General features: G+C 72.5%; 17 protein-coding genes. 5 read left to right on the top strand and 12 right to left on the bottom strand.

What is annotated here, in order from left to right:
• Window positions 1-79 precede the first annotated feature (79 nt).
• The 4 genes from WMF19_RS14305 to WMF19_RS14290 form a co-directional block, all read right to left on the bottom strand.
• Window positions 80-1,888: a DnaJ domain-containing protein gene (locus tag WMF19_RS14305; protein WP_437899630.1), complete on the bottom strand. Its 1,809-nt coding sequence runs from the start codon at window positions 1,886-1,888 to the stop codon at window positions 80-82.
• Window positions 1,889-1,972: 84 nt separating this feature from the next.
• Window positions 1,973-2,575 (bottom strand): hypothetical protein, encoded by a 603-nt coding sequence (locus WMF19_RS14300; protein ID WP_437899629.1) that lies wholly within the window; start codon window positions 2,573-2,575, stop codon window positions 1,973-1,975.
• Window positions 2,575-3,429 carry a hypothetical protein gene (locus WMF19_RS14295; RefSeq protein ID WP_437899628.1) on the bottom strand — a complete coding sequence of 285 codons (855 nt, stop codon included), beginning with the start codon at window positions 3,427-3,429 and terminating at the stop codon, window positions 2,575-2,577. Before WMF19_RS14295 ends, WMF19_RS14300 begins: the two co-directional genes overlap by 1 nt.
• A complete protein-coding gene (locus WMF19_RS14290; protein WP_272103245.1) occupies window positions 3,426-4,088 on the bottom strand; it encodes an RNA polymerase sigma factor in 663 nt (220 codons plus the stop codon). The genes WMF19_RS14295 and WMF19_RS14290 overlap by 4 nt, the downstream gene beginning before the upstream one ends.
• A gap of 322 nt (window positions 4,089-4,410) precedes the next feature.
• Here WMF19_RS14290 and WMF19_RS14285 point away from each other — a divergent pair, with 322 nt between their 5' ends.
• From WMF19_RS14285 to WMF19_RS14275, 3 genes are all read left to right on the top strand, one after another.
• The gene (locus WMF19_RS14285; RefSeq protein ID WP_437899627.1) at window positions 4,411-5,415 is read left to right on the top strand and encodes a rhomboid family intramembrane serine protease; all 1,005 of its coding nucleotides are present in this window, start codon (window positions 4,411-4,413) and stop codon (window positions 5,413-5,415) included.
• 93 nt (window positions 5,416-5,508) lie between these two features.
• A complete protein-coding gene (locus WMF19_RS14280; protein ID WP_437329140.1) occupies window positions 5,509-6,210 on the top strand; it encodes a PA14 domain-containing protein in 702 nt (233 codons plus the stop codon).
• 130 nt (window positions 6,211-6,340) lie between these two features.
• Entirely contained in the window at window positions 6,341-7,642 is a 1,302-nt protein-coding gene (locus WMF19_RS14275) for a GTP-binding protein (protein WP_437899625.1), read from the top strand.
• A gap of 21 nt (window positions 7,643-7,663) precedes the next feature.
• On the opposite strand, the gene rodA is transcribed toward WMF19_RS14275, so the two are convergent.
• The 8 genes from rodA to WMF19_RS14235 all read right to left on the bottom strand — a co-directional run bounded on the left by rodA (window position 7,664) and on the right by WMF19_RS14235 (window position 16,195).
• Complete coding sequence (rodA, locus tag WMF19_RS14270) at window positions 7,664-8,800, bottom strand: rod shape-determining protein RodA (protein ID WP_437899624.1); 1,137 nt, start codon at window positions 8,798-8,800, stop codon at window positions 7,664-7,666.
• Window positions 8,797-10,752 (bottom strand): penicillin-binding protein 2, encoded by a 1,956-nt coding sequence (gene mrdA, locus WMF19_RS14265; protein WP_437899623.1) that lies wholly within the window; start codon window positions 10,750-10,752, stop codon window positions 8,797-8,799. Before mrdA ends, rodA begins: the two co-directional genes overlap by 4 nt.
• Complete coding sequence (locus WMF19_RS14260) at window positions 10,749-11,273, bottom strand: hypothetical protein (RefSeq protein WP_272103239.1); 525 nt, start codon at window positions 11,271-11,273, stop codon at window positions 10,749-10,751. The genes mrdA and WMF19_RS14260 overlap by 4 nt, the downstream gene beginning before the upstream one ends.
• A gap of 4 nt (window positions 11,274-11,277) precedes the next feature.
• Window positions 11,278-12,135 carry a rod shape-determining protein MreC gene (mreC, locus tag WMF19_RS14255; RefSeq protein ID WP_437899622.1) on the bottom strand — a complete coding sequence of 286 codons (858 nt, stop codon included), beginning with the start codon at window positions 12,133-12,135 and terminating at the stop codon, window positions 11,278-11,280.
• A gap of 149 nt (window positions 12,136-12,284) precedes the next feature.
• Complete coding sequence (locus WMF19_RS14250) at window positions 12,285-13,319, bottom strand: rod shape-determining protein (protein WP_276598056.1); 1,035 nt, start codon at window positions 13,317-13,319, stop codon at window positions 12,285-12,287.
• Window positions 13,320-13,432: 113 nt separating this feature from the next.
• A complete protein-coding gene (rpmG, locus tag WMF19_RS14245; RefSeq protein ID WP_012235039.1) occupies window positions 13,433-13,594 on the bottom strand; it encodes a 50S ribosomal protein L33 in 162 nt (53 codons plus the stop codon).
• Window positions 13,595-13,789: 195 nt separating this feature from the next.
• Window positions 13,790-14,722 (bottom strand): RNA recognition motif domain-containing protein, encoded by a 933-nt coding sequence (locus WMF19_RS14240; RefSeq protein ID WP_437899621.1) that lies wholly within the window; start codon window positions 14,720-14,722, stop codon window positions 13,790-13,792.
• Between the two features lie 519 nt (window positions 14,723-15,241).
• The gene (locus WMF19_RS14235; RefSeq protein ID WP_437899620.1) at window positions 15,242-16,195 is read right to left on the bottom strand and encodes a prolipoprotein diacylglyceryl transferase; all 954 of its coding nucleotides are present in this window, start codon (window positions 16,193-16,195) and stop codon (window positions 15,242-15,244) included.
• Between the two features lie 255 nt (window positions 16,196-16,450).
• Here WMF19_RS14235 and WMF19_RS14230 point away from each other — a divergent pair, with 255 nt between their 5' ends.
• Both WMF19_RS14230 and WMF19_RS14225 read left to right on the top strand, forming a co-directional pair.
• Window positions 16,451-16,987 (top strand): MogA/MoaB family molybdenum cofactor biosynthesis protein, encoded by a 537-nt coding sequence (locus WMF19_RS14230; RefSeq protein ID WP_437899619.1) that lies wholly within the window; start codon window positions 16,451-16,453, stop codon window positions 16,985-16,987.
• The gene (locus tag WMF19_RS14225; protein ID WP_437899618.1) at window positions 16,984-18,201 is read left to right on the top strand and encodes a molybdopterin molybdotransferase MoeA; all 1,218 of its coding nucleotides are present in this window, start codon (window positions 16,984-16,986) and stop codon (window positions 18,199-18,201) included. The genes WMF19_RS14230 and WMF19_RS14225 overlap by 4 nt, the downstream gene beginning before the upstream one ends.
• Window positions 18,202-18,242 lie beyond the last annotated feature (41 nt).

Raw genomic sequence — 18,242 nt, 5'->3', positions numbered from 1 at the left:
GGCCAATCGTGCGCCGTCCCTGCGGAAGGCGCCGCCCCGGGCCTGCCCGAGGCCGGCGCGCCTTCTGTAAGGGCCGGCGCTAGACTTGCTTCCCCTGCTGTTTGGCCTGTTCGCGCGCCTGCGCGACGAGGCCGCGCAGCCTACCATCGTTCCCTGCGAGCTCGGCGGCGCGTTCGAGCTCGCCGGCCGCGCTCTTCGCGAGCCCCGCGGCCGCGTACGACAGCGCGAGCGTGAGCCGGTACTCCACGGAGGCGGGCACGAGCTCCACCGCCCGCCGCGCAAACTCCACCGCCCGCCGCGTGCTCTCCCCGGCCTGGAGCGTCGCGTACGCGACCCGCTCGTGCGCGCCGGCGTCGTCCGGGCGGCCGTTGCACACCTTCACATAGCTCAGCGCCGCATCGACCCAGCGGCCGTTCTGTGCCTCGTACTCGGCCTGCTTGAGGTAGCCGTCCGCCAGCGCCACCGCCGCGAGGCGCTCCACCTCGGCCGACGCCCTCTGGAGCTCGGCGTCCTCCGGAGCCAGCGACGCGGCGATCCGGTAGGCGTTGGCCGCGCTCGCGAACTCGCTCCGCTCGAGCGCGGCCCGAGCCACCTCGGAGTACCGCGCGATCTGGCTCCGGAGCGCATCGTTGCGGGCGTTCTCGTAACGCGCCTTGAGCGCCTCGACCGCCCGTATCGACTCCGGCGAACGCACGCCGGAAGGGGTCTTCGGCGGCGCTGCAGGGGCGCCTGCCGAGGCAGCTGGCGCGACGGCCGTTCCAGGCGCAACGGTCGACGCAGCCGGCGGGGTGGCCGCCCGAGGCGCAGCGGTCGCAGCGGCCGGCGCTGGAGCCGCCCCGGACGCAGCGGTCGCCGAGGCAGAGGGCGCCCCCGGCGGATGGCGCCTCAGGCCTCCGGTGAGCTTGCGCGCGAACGTCTCACGCCGGTCCTTGGCGGTGGGAGCAGGCGCGACAGGCGAGGGCGGCGCTGCGCTCCGCGCCGGCGCGCCTCCGTTGTCGGGCGAGCCTCCTGCGGGCGGCGCAGGCGACGGCTGAACCGGCGCGGCGGCGCCGGAGGACGCAGCGGACGCGCCCTGCTCTGCGGGCGCGCGCTCGGAGGAATAACGCCCGGGCGACGCGCCCATGTCGCGGGGATCGGCGAACGCGGCGCGCACCGTGGCGTCGACGGCGGTCGTGATCGTGGCGATGTCGCGCGGCGTCTGCTCGATCAGCGCCGCCATCGTCCGGTTCTTGTGGGTCTGCTCGAGGTACGCGTCGTACTCGGCGCGCCGCTGCTTCGACGTCAGCGTGTCGTGCGCCAGCGTGATGCGCGTGAAGATGGCCTCGATCTTCGGCTTGTAGGAGCCGAGCTGCTTCCGGAAGTAGGTGTCCGGATGGAACTCCGGCGCGAGCTGGTAGTAGGCGCTCTTGATCTGCTTCTTGTCCGCTTGATCCGCGACGCCGAGCAGCGCGTAATAGCTGAGATCCTCGAGGCGGTAGTAGAGGTCGAGGATGCGCCGCTTCCGGTCGGGGGCGAGCTCGACCGGCTCGTCGAGCTCGGCGGGATCGTAGAGCGGCAGGGACTCCATGTGCTGCAGCGCGTCCCGGCCGAGCGGGGCGGCCTCGGACCCGGACGGCATCGTCTTCTCCGGATCCACCGCGGCCGCGCGCCGCGCGGCGTCCCGCGGCGGAGGCTGTCCGGAGGGCTCCCCGTCCAGGAGGATCGCGCCGAGGTCCCGCAGGCGGCGCAGCGCCTCGACGGTATCGCCGTGCGACATTCCCGTGATCAAGGACAGATCCCGATCCGTCAGGACGCCGTCGATCCGGGACAGGAGGAACGCCTCCGCGGGTTTCAGCGGGAGCGATTTGAGATCGTACCCGGGCTTCGGCCTTGGAACACGCAACGTCATCGGGTCGAGCAGCGGCCCCCTCCCGCTCGAGTCTAACGACGAACGCGCGCCCGTCGCAATTGCAGACCACGGTGAGCGCGCCCTTCAGCGCGGCTTTTCCCCGGGGCCCTTCAGGGCCTCGGTGATCACCTGGTCCTGGATCGAGATCGCCCGCTCCAGCAGCCCGACCGCCCGCGCGCGGGCCTGCGTCGCCGCCTCGCGATCCCCCTTCGCCTCGAGCGCCTTCGCGCGGCGCTCCTCGACAACCCCCGCGACCTCGTAGAGGTGGCCCTGATAATGAGAAGGCGCCGGCGCCAACCGGAGGCCCGCGTCGATGTCGCGCGCCGCGGCGTCGAACTCGCCGGCCTCGCTCCGGAGCTCCGCCAGCCGGGCGTACGTATCCGCCGTCACCTCGGCGACCTCCGGCGGCGCCCCCGGCGGCCTCGGCGCGGCGATGATCCCCTCCAGGGCGCGGAGCGCAGCGGCGCGATCGCCCGCGCCGAGCGCGACGTCGGCGGCATGGTGCGCTGCGCGCGCCCTCGAGAGGAAGGCGAGGAGCGTGGGATCGACGACCTGGGCCGGGGCGCACGCGCACGCCGGATCGCCCGGGTCCCCGGCAGCGCGCGCCCGCTCGTCGTTCGGGGAGCACCCGAAGTGCGCCGCTGCGAGGAGCCCCAGGCAGATGGCGACGAGGTGCGAGCCCCGCATCAGCGCACCCCCCAGGCCGCGTAGCGGTTCTGGCGTAGATCCGACGCGCGCGCGGCGGCGATGCGGTCGATCCGCTCCGTCTGACCGCCCTCCCGAGGAAAGGGCGCGGCCGGATCGAAGAGCGCGGCGGTCGAGCGCGCCTCGATCAGCAGGGGCCGCGCGGCGACCGCCGCGGCCGGAGCGGCGGCCGCGGGCGCGCGCGCGACGGAGGCGCGCTCCTCCCTGCTCTGGCCGAAGATCAGCGCCACGGCCGCCGCGGCCGCGGCGAGGGTCGAGAGCGCCGCCATCGTCACAGGCGCGATGCGCCGGGAGCCGCGCGCGGGCGAGGCGCGGAAGGCCTGGTCGATGAGCGCGCGCCCCCGGAGCTCCGGGAGCGCCGCCGGACGCCACGCGGCCCGGAGCGCAACAGCGAGCTCCGCGAGCTCCGCGAGCTCGTCAGGCGCACCGAGCGCCCCCTCGCCCCCGGAGCCTCCGCCATGCCCCGGCCGACCGCCGAGAGCGGCGCGGGGCTCGATCGCCTCCCGCAGGCGCTCGGCGGCGCGCAGCTCGGCCTTGGTCGGCGGCGCGCCCTCGTCACCGAGCGCGCGCGCGAGCAGCGCCTCGTGGTCCGCCCTGTCGAGCCCGGCGGGGCGGGCCGCCGCCCTGAGCGCGTCCGCGAGCGGCACCTCGCCGCGATCGAGCGCCTCCGCGAGCTCGCGCGCCGCGCGCAGCTCGTCGTCGGACGCAGGCGCGAAGGGCTCCGCGGCAGGCGCGACGAGCGCGAGCCGCCGGCCGCGATCCGCGCCGGCGCGGCGCTCCAGGGGGCCGTCGCCGGTCGGCGGCGAGCGCGGATCCGAGGGCGGCCGCGGCTTCATCGCGCTCCTTCCTTGCGCTCCGCGCGCGGCGCGGCGAGCGCCTTCTTCAGCGCGGTCATGGCGCGGTGCAGGACGACATCGAACGTCGCCACGCTGACGCCGAGCGCGAGGGCCACCTCGTCGCGGGGCCGCTCGTCGAGCACCCGTAGCCGGATGGCCTCGGCGTAACGGGGGTTGAGGCGCCCGAGCGCGTCCTCGACACGCGCCCGCGCGTCGGCGAGATCGCGCTTCTCGCAGAGCTCGGCCTCTCCACGCGCGGTGAGGTCGGTCTCCGCGGCGTCGATCTCGCGCTGAAGATCCTCGGGCTCGAAGAGCGCCTCGCGGCGGCGCGCGCGGAGCATGTCGAGCGCGATGCGCAGCGCGATGACGCGGAGCCAGGGATAGATGCCGCAGCTCTGCCACTGGAACTGGTAGAACCGCTCGATCACGCGCGCGTACGTCTCGGCCAGAGCGTCCTGCGCGGCCGCGTCGGAGCCGAGGCGGGGCAACAGCACCGCGCGGTACAGCGCCGGCCCGTACTTGCGGAGCAGCTGCCCGAGCGCGAGGCGATCGCCCTGCGCGGCGCGCTCGCACAGCAGGCGCTCCGCCTCGAGATCGGGCCTCGCTGCTGCCACCGCCGTCACAGCGGCGACGATACCCGGACGCAGAACGGAGCGCACCGGTGTCCGCCTCGCGCCCCTCTCGGGCCGGCGCGCCCCGCGGTCGAGGAGCCCCCGCGCGCCGCTGTCGGGCCGCCGCGCGCCCCCGGCGAGGAGGGCGCGCGCACCGGCAGGCGGAACCGCAGGCGAAACCGAGCGCGGGAGGGCCACGGCATTCACCCCTCGACAACGGCCCAAAGCCGTGGACCTTACGGCCAGGAGCCGCCACATTGTGCCGGCCTCCACGCGGAGCGTCCGACGTGAAAGGAGCCCAGGTGACCCTCGATACAGCGTTCAGGTCCCTCCAACACCCCGGCTTCGGGCAGCGCTTCGGGACCGCCCTGTGACGGCGGGTCCGTCCGGCGAACGGAGGCGCTCGCTGCACTGCGCGCGCTGCGGCGCCCTCAACGGCGGCGACTTCAGCCGATGCATCCGCTGCGGCGCGCCGCTCCTCGCGCGTCCTGCCCACGCCGCGCCGACCAGAGGACGCCTCGACGGGCGAAGCCTGCTCGCGACCAAGATCCTGGGCGGGCTCACGGCGTTCGTGTTCGTCGGCCAGCTGATGGCCGCGCACTCCCGCGATCTCGGCCTTCTCTCGCCGTGGGACGCGTCGAGCTACCTCCGCTTCGGCGCGCTCCTCCTCGTGCCCGGCGCGCCCTTCGAGCCGTTCCGGCTGCTCTCTGCGGTCTTCGTGCACATGGGCGTCCTCCACTTCGGCATGAACATGGTGACGCTCGGCATGCTCGCCCGCGCCGCCGAGCCCGCCGTCGGCTCGGCGCGGTTCGCGATCACCTACGTGCTCACGGGCCTGTGCGGCTTCGGCGCGAGCGCCGCATGGAACCTCGTCGTGCAGCCCGAGGTCGTGTGCACCGCGGGCGCGAGCGGCGCCGTGTTCGGCGTGATGGGCCTCCTGCTCGGCTGGCTGCTCCGCCGCCGCGACCCGCGATGGAAGGACCTCGCGCTCCAGGCCGTGTTTTACATCGTCCTCTTCGGCTTCGTCGTGAACGCATCGGGCACGGGCGTTCGCATCAACAACGCTGCGCACATCGGGGGCCTGGCCAGCGGCGCGCTGCTCGGGCTGGGCTACGCGGGCCCCGCGCGCGGCCGGTACGAGGGCGTGATGAACGCCGGCGCGCTCGCCAGCGTGCTCGCCTGCCTCGCCGCGCTCGTGCTCGCCCAGCGCTCGCCGGTCTGGCGCGCCGCGGAATCGCTCGACGGGAACGCGCGGCTGGAGGCGCCCGGGCCCGCGCTGCACGGCCAGTCCAAGCGGCCTCCCGAGGACGCGCTCGAGGCGCTCGGCCCTCGGCCGGCAGGCTCGCTCGCGCCGGGGGCCCCTGACGCGACGTGACGCTGATTGCGGCGCACGGCTCGAACGTCTAAGCGCCATCCTCGCATTCACGTGGGGACGGGCCAATCCGCCCGTTCCCTCCCAGGAGACGTCATGGTCCGAACCTCGTCGCACATCGCCTCGTGCGTGCTTGCCGCGTCTCTCCTCAGCGGCTGCCATGTCACCATCCAGAGCGGCAACACGCCGGCAGAGGCCTCGCCGCCGCCCCCGCCGCCCGCGAAGAAAGCCTCCCGGTCGCGCAAGCCGGCCAAGCCCGACCCGGAGCCGGAGCGCCGCAGGACCCAGAAGTGGCGCCTGCCCACGAACAACGCGCCGCGCATCACCGCCCCGAACGCGTTCGGCAACGGGGAAGGCGGCGCCTTCCGGGGGCTCGCCTACGTGCTCCCCGAGAACACCCAGAAGCTCCCGAGCTTCGACGGGCTCGTGCCGTTCGCTGTGCTGTACACGGACAAGTTCGAGGTGAAGTCGCAGGACTTCTCCGGCGGCTTCCCTGGCGCGCTCTCGCAGAACGAGTGGTTCGCGATCCGGTTCGAGGGCGAGTTCAAGGCGCCCCAGGAAGGCGTGTTCCAGCTCAGGCTCACCTCGGACGACGGCGCGATCCTCTACATCGACGACAAACGCGTGGTCGCGAACGACGGCGTCCACAGCGCGAAGACCGTGGACGGCGAGGCCCGCCTCACGGAGGGGACGCACCGGCTGCGGCTCGACTACTTCCAGGCGCAGCGGGGCCAGGTCGCGCTCTTGCTCCAGATCGGCCAGAAGGACAAGTTCGAGCCGCTCGTCGGGCTCCGCTGACGGAGCGCCGCGCGGGGCGCTCCGCCGGCGATCCGCCCTGGCGGGCACGCGGGGCGCGCGGCGGGCTTTCATGCGCCCGCGCACGCCCCAGCGCCCTCGTCCGCCTTTTCGTGTATCGTCGCCGGCGCCCATGGCGTCGGTGAACCCACTGTCGCGCGAGCTCGTCTTCAAGATCGTCTATTACGGGCCCGGCCTGGGCGGGAAGACGACCACGCTGGAGTACTTGCACGCCACGGCGAAGCCCGAGTACCGCGGCAAGCTCGTCTCCCTCGCGACGCCGGTCGATCGAACGCTCTACTTCGACTTCTTGCCGGTCCGGCTCCCGCAGCTGCGCGGGATGAACGTGAGGCTCCAGCTCTTCACGGTGCCAGGGCAGGTCTACTTCAACGCGACCCGAAAGCTGGTGCTCACGGGCGCCGACGGCATCGTGTTCGTCAGCGATTCGCAGGCCGTGCGCGCCGACGCCAACTTGGAGAGCATGGAGAACCTGCGCGAAAACCTCGCCGAGCAGGGGCGGGCGCTCGATCACGTCCCGCACATCTTCCAGCACAACAAGCGCGATTTGCCTGATTTGCTGCCGCTTTCGGAGCTCGACGCGATGTTGAACCCGTCGCGCGTCTCCTCGCTGGCCACCTCGGCGAAGACGGGGCTCGGCCTGTACGAGGGGCTCGAGGAGATCAGCGCCGCGGTCCTTCGCGCGTTCGAGAGCCGCCTGCCCGACGCGATGGGGAGCGGGCTGGGCGGGTTCGACGCGATCGAGGGCGGGCTCGCCACCGCCCTTCGCGACGCGTCGCCGCCGCCGTCGGCGCCGCTCGACGCGGTGATCTCGCGCCTCGCGCCGCCCAGCAAGCCGTGGTCGACGATGCCACCGGACTCGACGATCGGCGATCCGAGCGAGGGCGCGGCCGCGCCCGGCGCGAAGGCATCGCCTGGTGTCGAGCTCGCGCCGCGCAGCGCCGGCGTCAGGGATCCGGTGAGCCGCGGGCTCTCGTCGTCTCTGCAGCTCGCGGCCCGGAGGCTGGCCGCGCCGGCGGACGCTCCGGCGACCGCGCGCGCGGACGGCCCGTCCGCGGCGACGAAGCACCTCGCCCAGCCGGGCCTCTCGTTCGTCGCGCTCTGGCCAACCGCCGAGCGGGAGGCGATCGCGGAGATCGAGGCGGCGATCGCCGCGGAGGGGTATGCCGTGGCGATCGAGCGCTGCGACGCGCTCGTCGCGGCGATCTTCGACAAAGCGGCGGAGCTCGCGGGATCGAGCGGCACGGCGCGCGACCCCGCAACGGTGCCGGCGCTGCTCGGCCTGGACGGGCGCCGTTACCTCGGCTTTCGCGCCGTGGTCCGCAGAGCGCGCGCTGGCGGCGAGATCACCGAGCGCGACGCGCTCAAGGCCTTCGCGTTCGTCGTCGAAGCGCGGCTCGCCGAAAGCGCGATCTGACGCGGTCCGTACGGCGCGCCATCACAGCCGATCGAGCGAGGCGACGCCGGAGTAGCGGCGCATCGACACGCTCATGAGGAGCGCGATCGCCACCATCACCGTGGTCACGCTCGATCCGCCGTACGAGAACAGGGGCAGCCCGACGCCGACGACCGGCAGAACGCCCGAGGTCATGCCGAGGTTGATGACCGCGTGCCAGAAGATGATCGCCGCGCAGCCGACGCCGAGCACCGCGCCGAAGCGGTCCTTCGCCATCGACGCGATGCGGATCCCCCACACGACCAGGAACGCATACAGGCACACGAGCACCACGCCCCCGACGAACCCCCACTCCTCGGCGAAGACAGGGAACGGGAAGTCGGAGAACTGATCCGGCAGGAAGAGGAACTGGTTCTGCGTGCCCCGGAGGTACCCGTTGCCGAACAGACCGCCATTGCCGATCGCGACGCGCGAGTGGTGGGCGTGCCAGCCGCGGTGCAGGAGATCTTCCTCGGGGTGGAGGAACACGAGCACGCGCGCGCGCTGGTAGTCGAGCAGCACGTACTCCCAGACGATCGGGATCGCCACCGCGATGGACACGACGAACAGCGCGGCGCTCCTCCACCGCACGCGCGTGACCGCCGCGATCGTCAGGAAGACGAACACGAGGATGAGCGCCGTCCCCAGATCGGGCTGCTTGAGCACGAGGAGCGCAGGGACCGCCGTCAGCGCCGCCGGGATCGCCAGATCGCGGAGGGTGCGGCCCTCGTTGCGCGGATCGTCGTGCAGGAACTTCGCCAGCGCGATGACCAGGAACACCTTCATGAACTCGCTGGGCTGGAACCGGAACGCGCCGAACTCGATCCACCGGGCGGAGCCGCGCACGTCGCGCGCGAGCACGAAGACGAGCGCCAGCGAGAAGACGCCGAACGTGTAGAGCACGTAGCCGAGGCGCTCGAGGTGCCGGTAGTCGAGCGCGATCAGCACGCCGCCGATGATGCCGCCCACGAACAGCCAGTACACCTGGCTGATGTAGAGCTCCGCGCGCGCACCGGAGTAGACGCTCGTCGCGCTGTAGAGGTTGACGACGCCGAGCACCGCGATGGCCACCGCGGCGATGAAGAGCGGCCAGTCGAAATGATCGCGATCGCGCGAAGAGAGAGAGTCACCCCGGATCATGGCGCGCGCCCCGACGCGGCGGGCGCGCGGCCCGCGCTGCTCTTGCCCGCGCGCGGCCCCTCGTTCGGGCCGCCGCGGCGCTCCTTCGCGAGCTCCTGGTACGCGCGGACGACCTCGAAGGCGACCGGCGCCGCGTGCTTGCCGCCCGTGCCGCCGTGCTCGACGAGCACGACCACGGCGACCTCGGGCGAGCGCGCCGGCGCGTAGCCGGCGAACCAGGCGTGCTCGCGGTTGAAGTACCAGACCCGCTCGGCCTCGACGCCGCGGGTGAGCCGGTGCGAGACCTGCGCGGTCCCCGTCTTGCCCGCCATCTCCACGCCCGCGACGCGCGCCTTGAACGCCGTGCCGCCCTCCTCGTTCACGCCGGCGACCATCGCGCGGTGCACGAGGGAGAGGTTCTCCGGCCGGATGTCGATCTGGCGGCGCACGCGCGGCGTGAACTCCTGGACGACCGTGCCGGCGCTCGTCTCGACGGCCCGCACGATCTGCGGCTGGTACAGGGTACCGCCGTTCGCGAGCGCCGCGTACGCGAGCGCGAGCTGGAGCACCGTGACCGTCGTCGCGCCCTGGCCGATCGCCGCGTTCAGGCCGAACCCGAGGCGGAACTGGCCCTTGTTCCGGAGCGTCATCCACGCCCGGGTGGGCATCCTGCCCCCCGCCTCGGCGTTGATGCCGAGCCCCGTCCGCGCGCCGAGCCCGTAGCGCTGGCCCATCTCCGCGATGACGTCCATGCCGACGCCGTACTCCGCCGCGAGCCGGTAGAAGTAGACGTTGCACGACTCGGCGATCGCCTGCTGCATCGCGACCGGCCCGTGCACGTGCGTGCACCGGAAGGTGCGCTTGCCGAACGTCAGCGCGCCCCGGCACCGCGAGGACTGGCGGGGATCGATGAGCCCCTTCTCGAGCGCCGCCAGCGCGGTGAACGGCTTGAACGTCGAGCCGGGCGGGTACGCCCCGGACAGCGTCTTGTCGAGCGCGGGCTTCAGCGGATCGGAGTAGAGCCGCCGGAACGCGTCGCGGATGACCTGCTTCCCCGAGCCGCCGGAGAGCGCGTTCGGGTTGTAGCCGGGCTTCGAGTACAGCCCGAGGATCCGCCCGGTGCGCACGTCGATGACCGCGACGCCGCCGGCGAGCTCGCCGCGCATCGCCTTGTCGATCGCCTTCTGGATGTCGGCGTCGAGCGTCAGCCGGAGATCGCGGCCGGGGATCGGGTCCACCCGCCGCGGCTCCTCGATGATCCCGTCGCCGCCCGTCCTGCGCCGCCCCCTGGCGTCGACGAGCACCTTCTCCCAGCCGCGCGTGCCGCGCAGGTAGCTCTCCCAGGCGCGCTCGATGCCGGTGACGCCGATGCGATCGCCCTCGATGTACCCGATGCTGCGGAGCGACGGGAGCCGCTCGGCGTCCACCTCGGCCATGTAGCCGAGGACGTGCGAGCCGACCTCCTCGTATGGGTAGTAGCGCACCGGGACGGGCACCACGTCGACCCCCGGCAGCTCGGCGTCGTGCGTCGCCAAGGTCGCCACGGCGTCGCGCGAGATGTCCTCCTTGAGCAGGATCTGCTGGTTCTTGCGCGGGCCCTCGTCGGCGCGGATCGAGGTGATCAGCGCCTCGAGCCTCGCGCGCTCCTCGATCCCGACGCCGAGGTACTCGACGAGCTTCGGCCAGATCGTCTCCATGTCGAGGCGCCGCGGGACGACGTAGACGTTGTACGACGGCCGGCTCGCCGCGAGCACCTTGCCGTTCCTGTCCCGGATGATCCCGCGCGTGGTCGCGAGCGTCACGCGCCGGACGATGTTCTCGCGAGCGATGGCCTTGTTCTCGTCGACCTCGAGGACCTGCAGGTAGAACAGGCGCCCGAGGAGCACCATGAAGCCGACGACCATGCCGAGCGCGATCCACCGGAAGCGCCGGCGGAACTCGCTCACGTCGGAGCGCTGGACGAGCAGGCTCACCGCGGGCTCTCCCCTGGCCGCGGGACGTTGATCGTCGCCTGGTGCACGCGCTCGGCCAGCCGGAAGACGAACGGCGCGAACAGCGCCGTGGAGACAGCGTGCGGCGCGACGAGCCGGGCGAGCGCGCGGGTGCGCGCCGCGTCGCCCCCGAAGATGGCGGTGAGGATCACGATGAGCACCCCCTCGACGAGGCCGAAGACGAAGGCCAGCGCGATCTTCGTGAGGAGCGTCTGCGCGGCGAGCCGCACGCCGGCCGCCCGCGACACGACGAAGGTCGCGACGGTGATGAAGGTGAACAGGCCGACCGGCGCGCCGGTGAAGAGATCGAGCAGGTACCCGAGCAGGAACGCGAGCGCGGCGCCCCGCGCGATCGAGTACTCGTGCACCCCCATGAACACGACGAGCGGCAGGAGAAGGCTCGGCGTGGAGCCCGGGATGTTCAGCTTGCCGATGAGACGGAACAGGTTCGACTGAAGGATCAGCAGGGCGGCCCCCATCGCCAGGAACGCGGAGTTTCTCATCGCGTCACCTCCGCTGCGCCTGGGGCGGCGTCTCCTCCGGCGGCGTCGTCGTCACGATGAGCACCTCCTCCAGGCGCGAGAAATCGACCGCGGGCGCGACGTACACCTGCTGGTAAATGCCGAAGTCGCGGCGGACGACCTGCGTCACGGTCCCGACCGGGATCCCCTTCGGGAAGCGCCGGCCGACGCCGCTCGTCACGAGGAGGTCGCCGACCTCGATCTCGTCGGTGCGCTGCACGTACTCGACGTTGCAGGAGTACTTGCTCTCGTCGCCCGTTCCGCGGACGAAGCCGCGCGCGCCGGTGCGCTCGACCACCACGTCGACGCCGCTACCCCCGTCGACGACGAGCCGCACGTCGACCGTGTCGCCGGCGCTCTTCAGCGTGGTGCCGACCACGCCGTCCGCGGAGAGGACCGGCAAGTTGGAGACGATGTCCCGCGCCTCGCGATCGAGCGTGACGCGAACGACCCGGAAGAAATCGTTGGTGCTCTTGCCGACGACCTGGGCGCTCACCACGTCGGTCCGGAGGCTCTGGCGCAGGTCGAGCAGCCTGCGCAGGCGGCGGTTCTCTTCCTCGAGCGCCTCGAGCTTCCGCACCCGCTCTCGGAGGCGGGCGACCTGCGAGGCCTGCCTGGCGTTGTCTTCCTTGACGTCGACCAGGTAGATGTAGTCGCCCCAGAGGTTCGAGATCCCACGCGCCAGCGTCGCGGCCGCGTACTGGATCGGCGCCGCGATGCCGATGATGATCCGGTCGGCCCCCGTGTTCTGCTTGGGGTCGCGCATGCTGGCGCGCAGGAACCAGAACGGCACCGCGAGCGCCAACAGCACGATCACGAAGTCGCGGTAGCGTTTGAGGTTCACCGTGGCTCCCGGACCCAGGTAGTACGAGGCGCCCCGCGAGGCCACCCCTCTCGACGCCGCGCGCGGCGCCCACCCCGGCGCGGGGCGGCTCGCCGCGCGCCGCAAACACCCCCGCCGGCGTGCTCACGGGCGGGACACGAAGACGACCCTCAGCTGATCGTGACCTCTTTCAAGAGCTCGAGGTGATCCAGCGCCTTGCCGCTGCCGAGCACCACGGCGCTGATCGGGTCGTCGCACACCATCACGGGCAACCCCGTCTCCTCGCGGAGGAGCACGTCGAGGTTCTTGAGGAGCGAGCCGCCGCCGGTGAGCACGATGCCCTTGTCGACGATGTCGGCCGCCAGCTCGGGCGGCGTGCGCTCCAGCGCGATGAGCACGGCGTCCACGATGGCGTTCGTCGGCTCGCTCAGCGAGTCGCGGATCTCGTCCGAGTTGACGACGACCGTCTTGGGGATGCCCGCGACCATGTCGCGCCCCTTGACCTCCATCGTGAGCTGCTGCTCGAGCGGGTACGCGTTGCCGATCGTGATCTTGATGCGCTCCGCGGTCTGCTCGCCGATGGCCATGTTGTACTTGCGCTTCATGTACGCCATGATCGACTCGTCCATCTTGTCGCCGCCGACGCGCACGCTCTGCGAGTAGACGATGCCGGCGAGGGAGATCACGGCGACCTCGGTCGTGCCGCCGCCGATGTCGACGACCATGTTGCCGCTCGGCTCGGTGATCGGCAGCCCGGCGCCGATCGCCGCCGCCATCGGCTCCTCGATGAGGTAGACCTCGCGCGCGCCAGCGCCCTCGGCGCTCTCCTTCACCGCCCGCTTCTCGACCTCGGTGATGCCGAAGGGGACGCAGATGATGATGCGCGGCTTGACGAGCGTGCGGCGGTTGTGCGCGCGCGCGATGAAATACCGGAGCATCGCCTCGGTGATCTCGAAGTCGGCGATGACGCCGTCGCGCAGAGGTCGCACCGCCTGGATGTTGCCTGGGGTGCGACCGAGCATCTCCTTCGCCTCGCGGCCGACGGCGAGCACCTTCTTGCCGCCGCGAGCATCGCGCTGGACGGCGACCACCGAGGGCTCGCATGACACGATGCCCTTGCCCTTCACGTAGATGAGGGTGGTTGCGGTGCCGAGATCGATCGCGAGATCGTTCGAGAACAGGCCGTAGAGCCAGTCGAAGATCATCGCTTCGCCCTAGAAAGGAAAGAGGTTAAGCCGAGCACCACGGAGGACGCAGCAGCCCGACCCGAGGCCCGCTCGCGCGGGCCCGGCGGCAGCGGCCAGCGGTGCAGCGTGGCCTAGCCCTTCGAGATCTTGCCTTCTTTGTGCTCGGTGTGCTTGCGCTCGGTCGGGCAGAACTTCTTGATGACGAACTTGTCCGTCATCGTCCGCTTGTTCTTCGTCGTGTGGTAGTTCGCGCGGCCGCAGTTGCCGCACGTCAGCTTGATGATGTCGCGCATCGGAGGTCTCCGAAGACAGGGCCGACCTGTTTCCACAGGCGGCCCTGGTTGAACCTAGGCACGGGCAGCACGGGAAGCGCTAGCACCGCAACCGGCGGGGGGCACCAGAGGACGTGTGCCGGATCAGCGACGCCCGACCGCCCGTCTGGAGGGCGCTACCCTACGAGAAACGATGCAGTTGTCAACCGGGAGCGCTCATTCGTCGTCCCAGTCGTCACCGGTCCGGCCGCGATCCCAGTTCTTGTTGTTGCTGCGCCGGCCGCCACCACCACCGGCGCCGCCACCGCCGCCGGGAGGACCATCCCCGTCGTGACCGCCGCGCCGCCGGCGATCATCGAACGTCTTGCGCGCAGGCGGCGGAGGAGCTCCGCCGCCACCACCACCACCGGCGAAGCCGCCGCCGCCACCACCAAAGCCGCCGCCGCCGCCGCCGAAGCCGCCACCACCACCGCCGAAGCCGCCGCCTCCACCGCCAAAGCCGCCCGGGCGGTCCTCGCGCGCCGGCCGCTCACCCTTCGGGTGAGCGAGGTTGACGACGAGCCGACGACCGCGCACGTCCACGCCGCGCAGAGCATCGATCGCGGCGCGCGCCGCCTCGGCGCTCGCCATCGTCACGAAGCCGAACCCGCGCTTGCGACCGTCAGGATCCATGGGGAGGTGGACCCGCACCACCGGACCGGCGCCCGTCGCGCCGATGAGCCCCTCGACTTCCTCGACGCTCGCGTCGTAGGGGAGATTGCCGACGTAGAGGGTGCGATCAGGCGCTGCAGCCGGGCCGCCGCCGCCCATACCGCCACCGCCGCCAGGGCCACCGGGGCCAGCGCCGGGACCACCGCCGGGGCCCATCGGGCGCCCCTCGCGCCGCGGCGGCTCGGCCTGGAAGGGGCGGACTGAGATGGACTTGCCGCCCTGAAATGAACCGTCGAGCGACTCGCGCGCGGCGTTGGCTTCGCCGGTCGTCGAGAGTGTGACGAAACCGAAACCGCGCGGCCGACCGGTCGCGCGATCTTTCGGAAGACTGACCTCGACGACGTTGCCGCCGGTGGCCTCGAAGAGCTGCCGCAAAACGTCTTCGGTGATGGAGTCGGGCAAGCCCGCCACGAACAACTTACGCGAATCTTCAGCCATTGTAGAAAAACCTGGGGTTGGCCCCTGCGTTCCCTCTTATTTTGGTCCACTCGCTCCGTGATCGATGTCGATGATGCGGAGCCTTTCGCGAGCGCGCCTCGATCGCCCCTCCGTCGGCGGAAGGAGCGACCGAGCTCAATCGAGCGAAGGTCGGCGGGCCGACCCTCTGGTGCAAACTCCACCCCACGATATCTGGCGCCCCAGGCGCGTCAAGGGACCCGCCACGGGCGGGCGAGCCAAATGAAGGCCCGGAAGGAGCTGTCCCGGGCCCCCACGCGCCTCGGGGGCCTTACGCCCCTCACGCGAGCGCCGGGCCGGAAGACCGGGGGCGCAGGTCCAGGCGATCAGGGGCTCCGCAGCGCGCGCTCCGTCACAGGCGGGCGTCGCCAGGCCGGCGCTCGGGACGCCCGGCGCTCGGGAGGGCCGAGCGCTCCAGCGCCGACCAGCGCATGAGCGCATCGCGCGGCGTGGATCTGTCCGAGCTCCGAAACGGACGGTCCACGGCGCCCAGCTGCGGGCTCACCTTTCGGCCCGGGCGCGGGAGGCCCGAGACGCCTCGGGCTCATCGTCCTCGTCGGACGGGTCGTCGTCGGCGACGCGCGGCGAGCCGTCCAGCGGGTCCGCGCCGGCGCTCGACGGCTCGCCGCGGGCCGCCATGCGCAGGAAATAGAGCCCCACCGCGAACAGACCGAAGCAGGCCCACTGCGCCGGAGTGAGACCGCCATAGCGCGGATCGCCGCCGACGACCGTGCCCTCCCGCTCGCGCAGGAAATCCAGCGCGAACCGCACCGGGGCGTACGCGGTGCACATGATCCCCGTGTAGAAGCCGAGCGGGCGATGGGGGTTCCGGCGCCAGAGCACCACGAACGCGATCGCGAGCGGGATCGCGAGCACACACTCATACAGGCCGAGATCGAACCGGCCGACGTGCCCCGTCCCGAGCGGGTATTGGACAGCGAACCATGCGTCGGACATGCGGCCCGGATGATCGTGGACCGACGCGCAGCCTGCGCGCCCGAAGACCCACGCGAGCGGAAACGCGCTGTTGACGACCTCGCAGTAGGGCAGGATCCGCTCGCGGCGATAGAAGCGCCACGAGACGGCGCCGATCAGCGCGCCGGTGAAGCCGCCGAAGCTCGACAGGCCGTCCCAGAGCGCGAAGAGATAGAGAGGATCCCGGGCGACGCGCTGCGGGTGATAGAAGATCGCGTCGAGGACGTGCCCGCCGATGAACCCGGCCGCCACGACCCAGAAGATGAACTCGCTCATCTTCTTTTCGTCGAGGCGCCGCTCGCGGGCGTGCCGCGTGGCGACCATGGCGCCGATGTAGACGCCGAGCGCCACCAGCGTGCCGAACGGCTTGATCGACGGCGGCTTCGCCGGGTCGATGAGCTGCCCCACGAGCGGGATGTGCTCCAGGAAAGCGAGCGGGATCTCGGGGAGCTCGATGTAAGGGATCAGAGGGCCTGACACGACGCTCCCCTAGCGCAGCGACGAGGCGAAAGCCATCCGCCGTCGATGACGTCGGAGCGACAAGGCCCCGCCGCGCGCCGCGGACGGCTCGCTGGGCGCGGCGGGGGCGCCAGGGACGCAGCGAGGCCGCCTTCGCTCGTCGGCCGTAGCGCCGTAGCGCCGTAGCGCCGTCGCGCTCGCGCGAAGTCGGCCGCGACGTCGCGCCGGTGTCGTCAAGAGTTCGCCAACCGCCGGGGACAGGCGTAAATCTGCCGCATGAGCCGCTCCCCCGTGCGCGTCGCCACGCTGACGCTCAGTGACACCCGCACCCTCGACGATGACGAGGGCGGACAGCTCCTCGGCGAGCTCCTGAAGCGCGCCGGCTTCTCCGTGACATCCCACGCCGTCGTCCGCGAGGAGCCCGAGCTGCTGCGAGCCGCGATCGTCCAGATCGCGGACGCCGGCTCGGCCGACGCGGTCGTCACCACAGGCGGGACCGGGATCGCCCCGCGCGACCGGACCCTCGAGGCGCTCGCGCCGCTCTTCGAGAAGACGCTCGACGGCTTCGGCGAGGCGTTCCGGCGCCTGAGCTGGGACGCCATCGGGCCGAACGCAATCCTGTCGCGCGCCGCGGCGGGCGTCGCGCGAGGGCTCGTGGTGATCGCGCTGCCCGGCAGCCCGAAGGCGGTGGAGCTCGCCGTCACGCAGATCATCGGCCCCGTCCTCGCGCACGCGGTCACGCTGGCGTCCGGCAAGGGCGGGCACCACCACCGACACCCGCAGCCCGCGCAGGGCGAGGAGCAGCGCGGATGATCCCCTTCGAAGAGGCGCTCGATCGTCTGCTCGCGACCGCGGTCCCGGTCGGCCCCGAGCGGGTGCCGCTCGACGACGCGGCAGGGCGCGTGCTTGCCGAGGACATCGCGGCCGCCGACGCGATGCCGGCCTTCGACTACAGCGCGATGGACGGCTTCGCCGTCGCCTCGGCCGACCTCGCGGGCAGCGGGCCCTTCAGGCTGCCCGTCCGCGGCGAGAGCGCGGCCGGCCGCCCGCTGCCGGCGCTCCACCCGGGCACGGCGTGTCGGATCTTCACCGGCGCGCGGCTGCCGCCCGGCGCCGACGCGATCGCGCCGCAGGAGGACGCCGTGCGCAGCGGCGACGAGATCACCCTGCAGGAAGCGCCGCGAGCGGGCGCCTGGGTGCGCCGCCGTGGCGCGGACCTCGCGGAGGGCGCCGTCCCGCTGCGCCGAGGGGCGCGGCTCACGCCGGGGAAGGTCGCGCTCGCGGCCGCGCTCGATCGCCCGAGCGTCCTCGTCGCGCGCCGCCCCGTGGTCACGGTGATGTGCTCCGGCGACGAGCTGCGCGCGCCCGGCTCGCCAGGCCCCGCCGGCACGATCCCGGAGTCGAACAGCTACTTCATCGCCGCGACCGCGCGCGCGGCGGGCGCTGCGGTCCGCGTCTCGCCGTTCGTCCCCGATGACGCGGCGCGCGCCGCCGAGGCGGTGTCGACGGCGCTGCGCGGGTCCGATCTCGTGGTGACCGTCGGCGGCGTGAGCGTCGGCGACCACGACATCGTCCGCCCCGCGCTCGAGGCAGCCGGCGTGTCGCTCGATTTCTGGCGCGTCGCCATCAAGCCGGGCAAGCCGCTCGCGGTGGGGCGCGCCGAGCTCTCGCGGTGCGGCGTCGTCCACGTGCTCGGGTTGCCAGGCAATCCGGCCTCGGCCTCGCTCACGTTCGTCCTCTTCGGCGTGCCGCTGCTCCGCGCGCTCCAGGGCGACGCGGCGCCGCGGCCCCCCCGCGTGATCGTCCGCGCGGACAGCGCGCTCAGGCGCCAGACCGGTCGCGCCGAGTTCCTCCGCACCCGCCTCGACGTCTCGAGCGGCGAGCTCGTCGCCCGCATCGCCGCGAACCAGGCGTCGGGCGCCGTCACGAGCTTCGCCGAGGCCGACGCGCTCGTCCTCGTGCCGGCCGATCGGGAGCGCATCGACGCGGGCGATCGCCTCGAGGCCATCCGCCTCGCGGAGATCTGAGCGCACGCCGCGCCATGCCGCGCTGCGCGCCGCATTGCCGC

Source organism: Sorangium sp. So ce124 (assembly GCF_051525235.1).
Taxonomy (GTDB): Bacteria; Myxococcota_A; Polyangia; order Polyangiales; family Polyangiaceae; genus Sorangium; species Sorangium atrum.
Note: the sequence above shows the minus strand (reverse complement) of the source record. Positions and strands in the feature narration are given on the sequence as shown.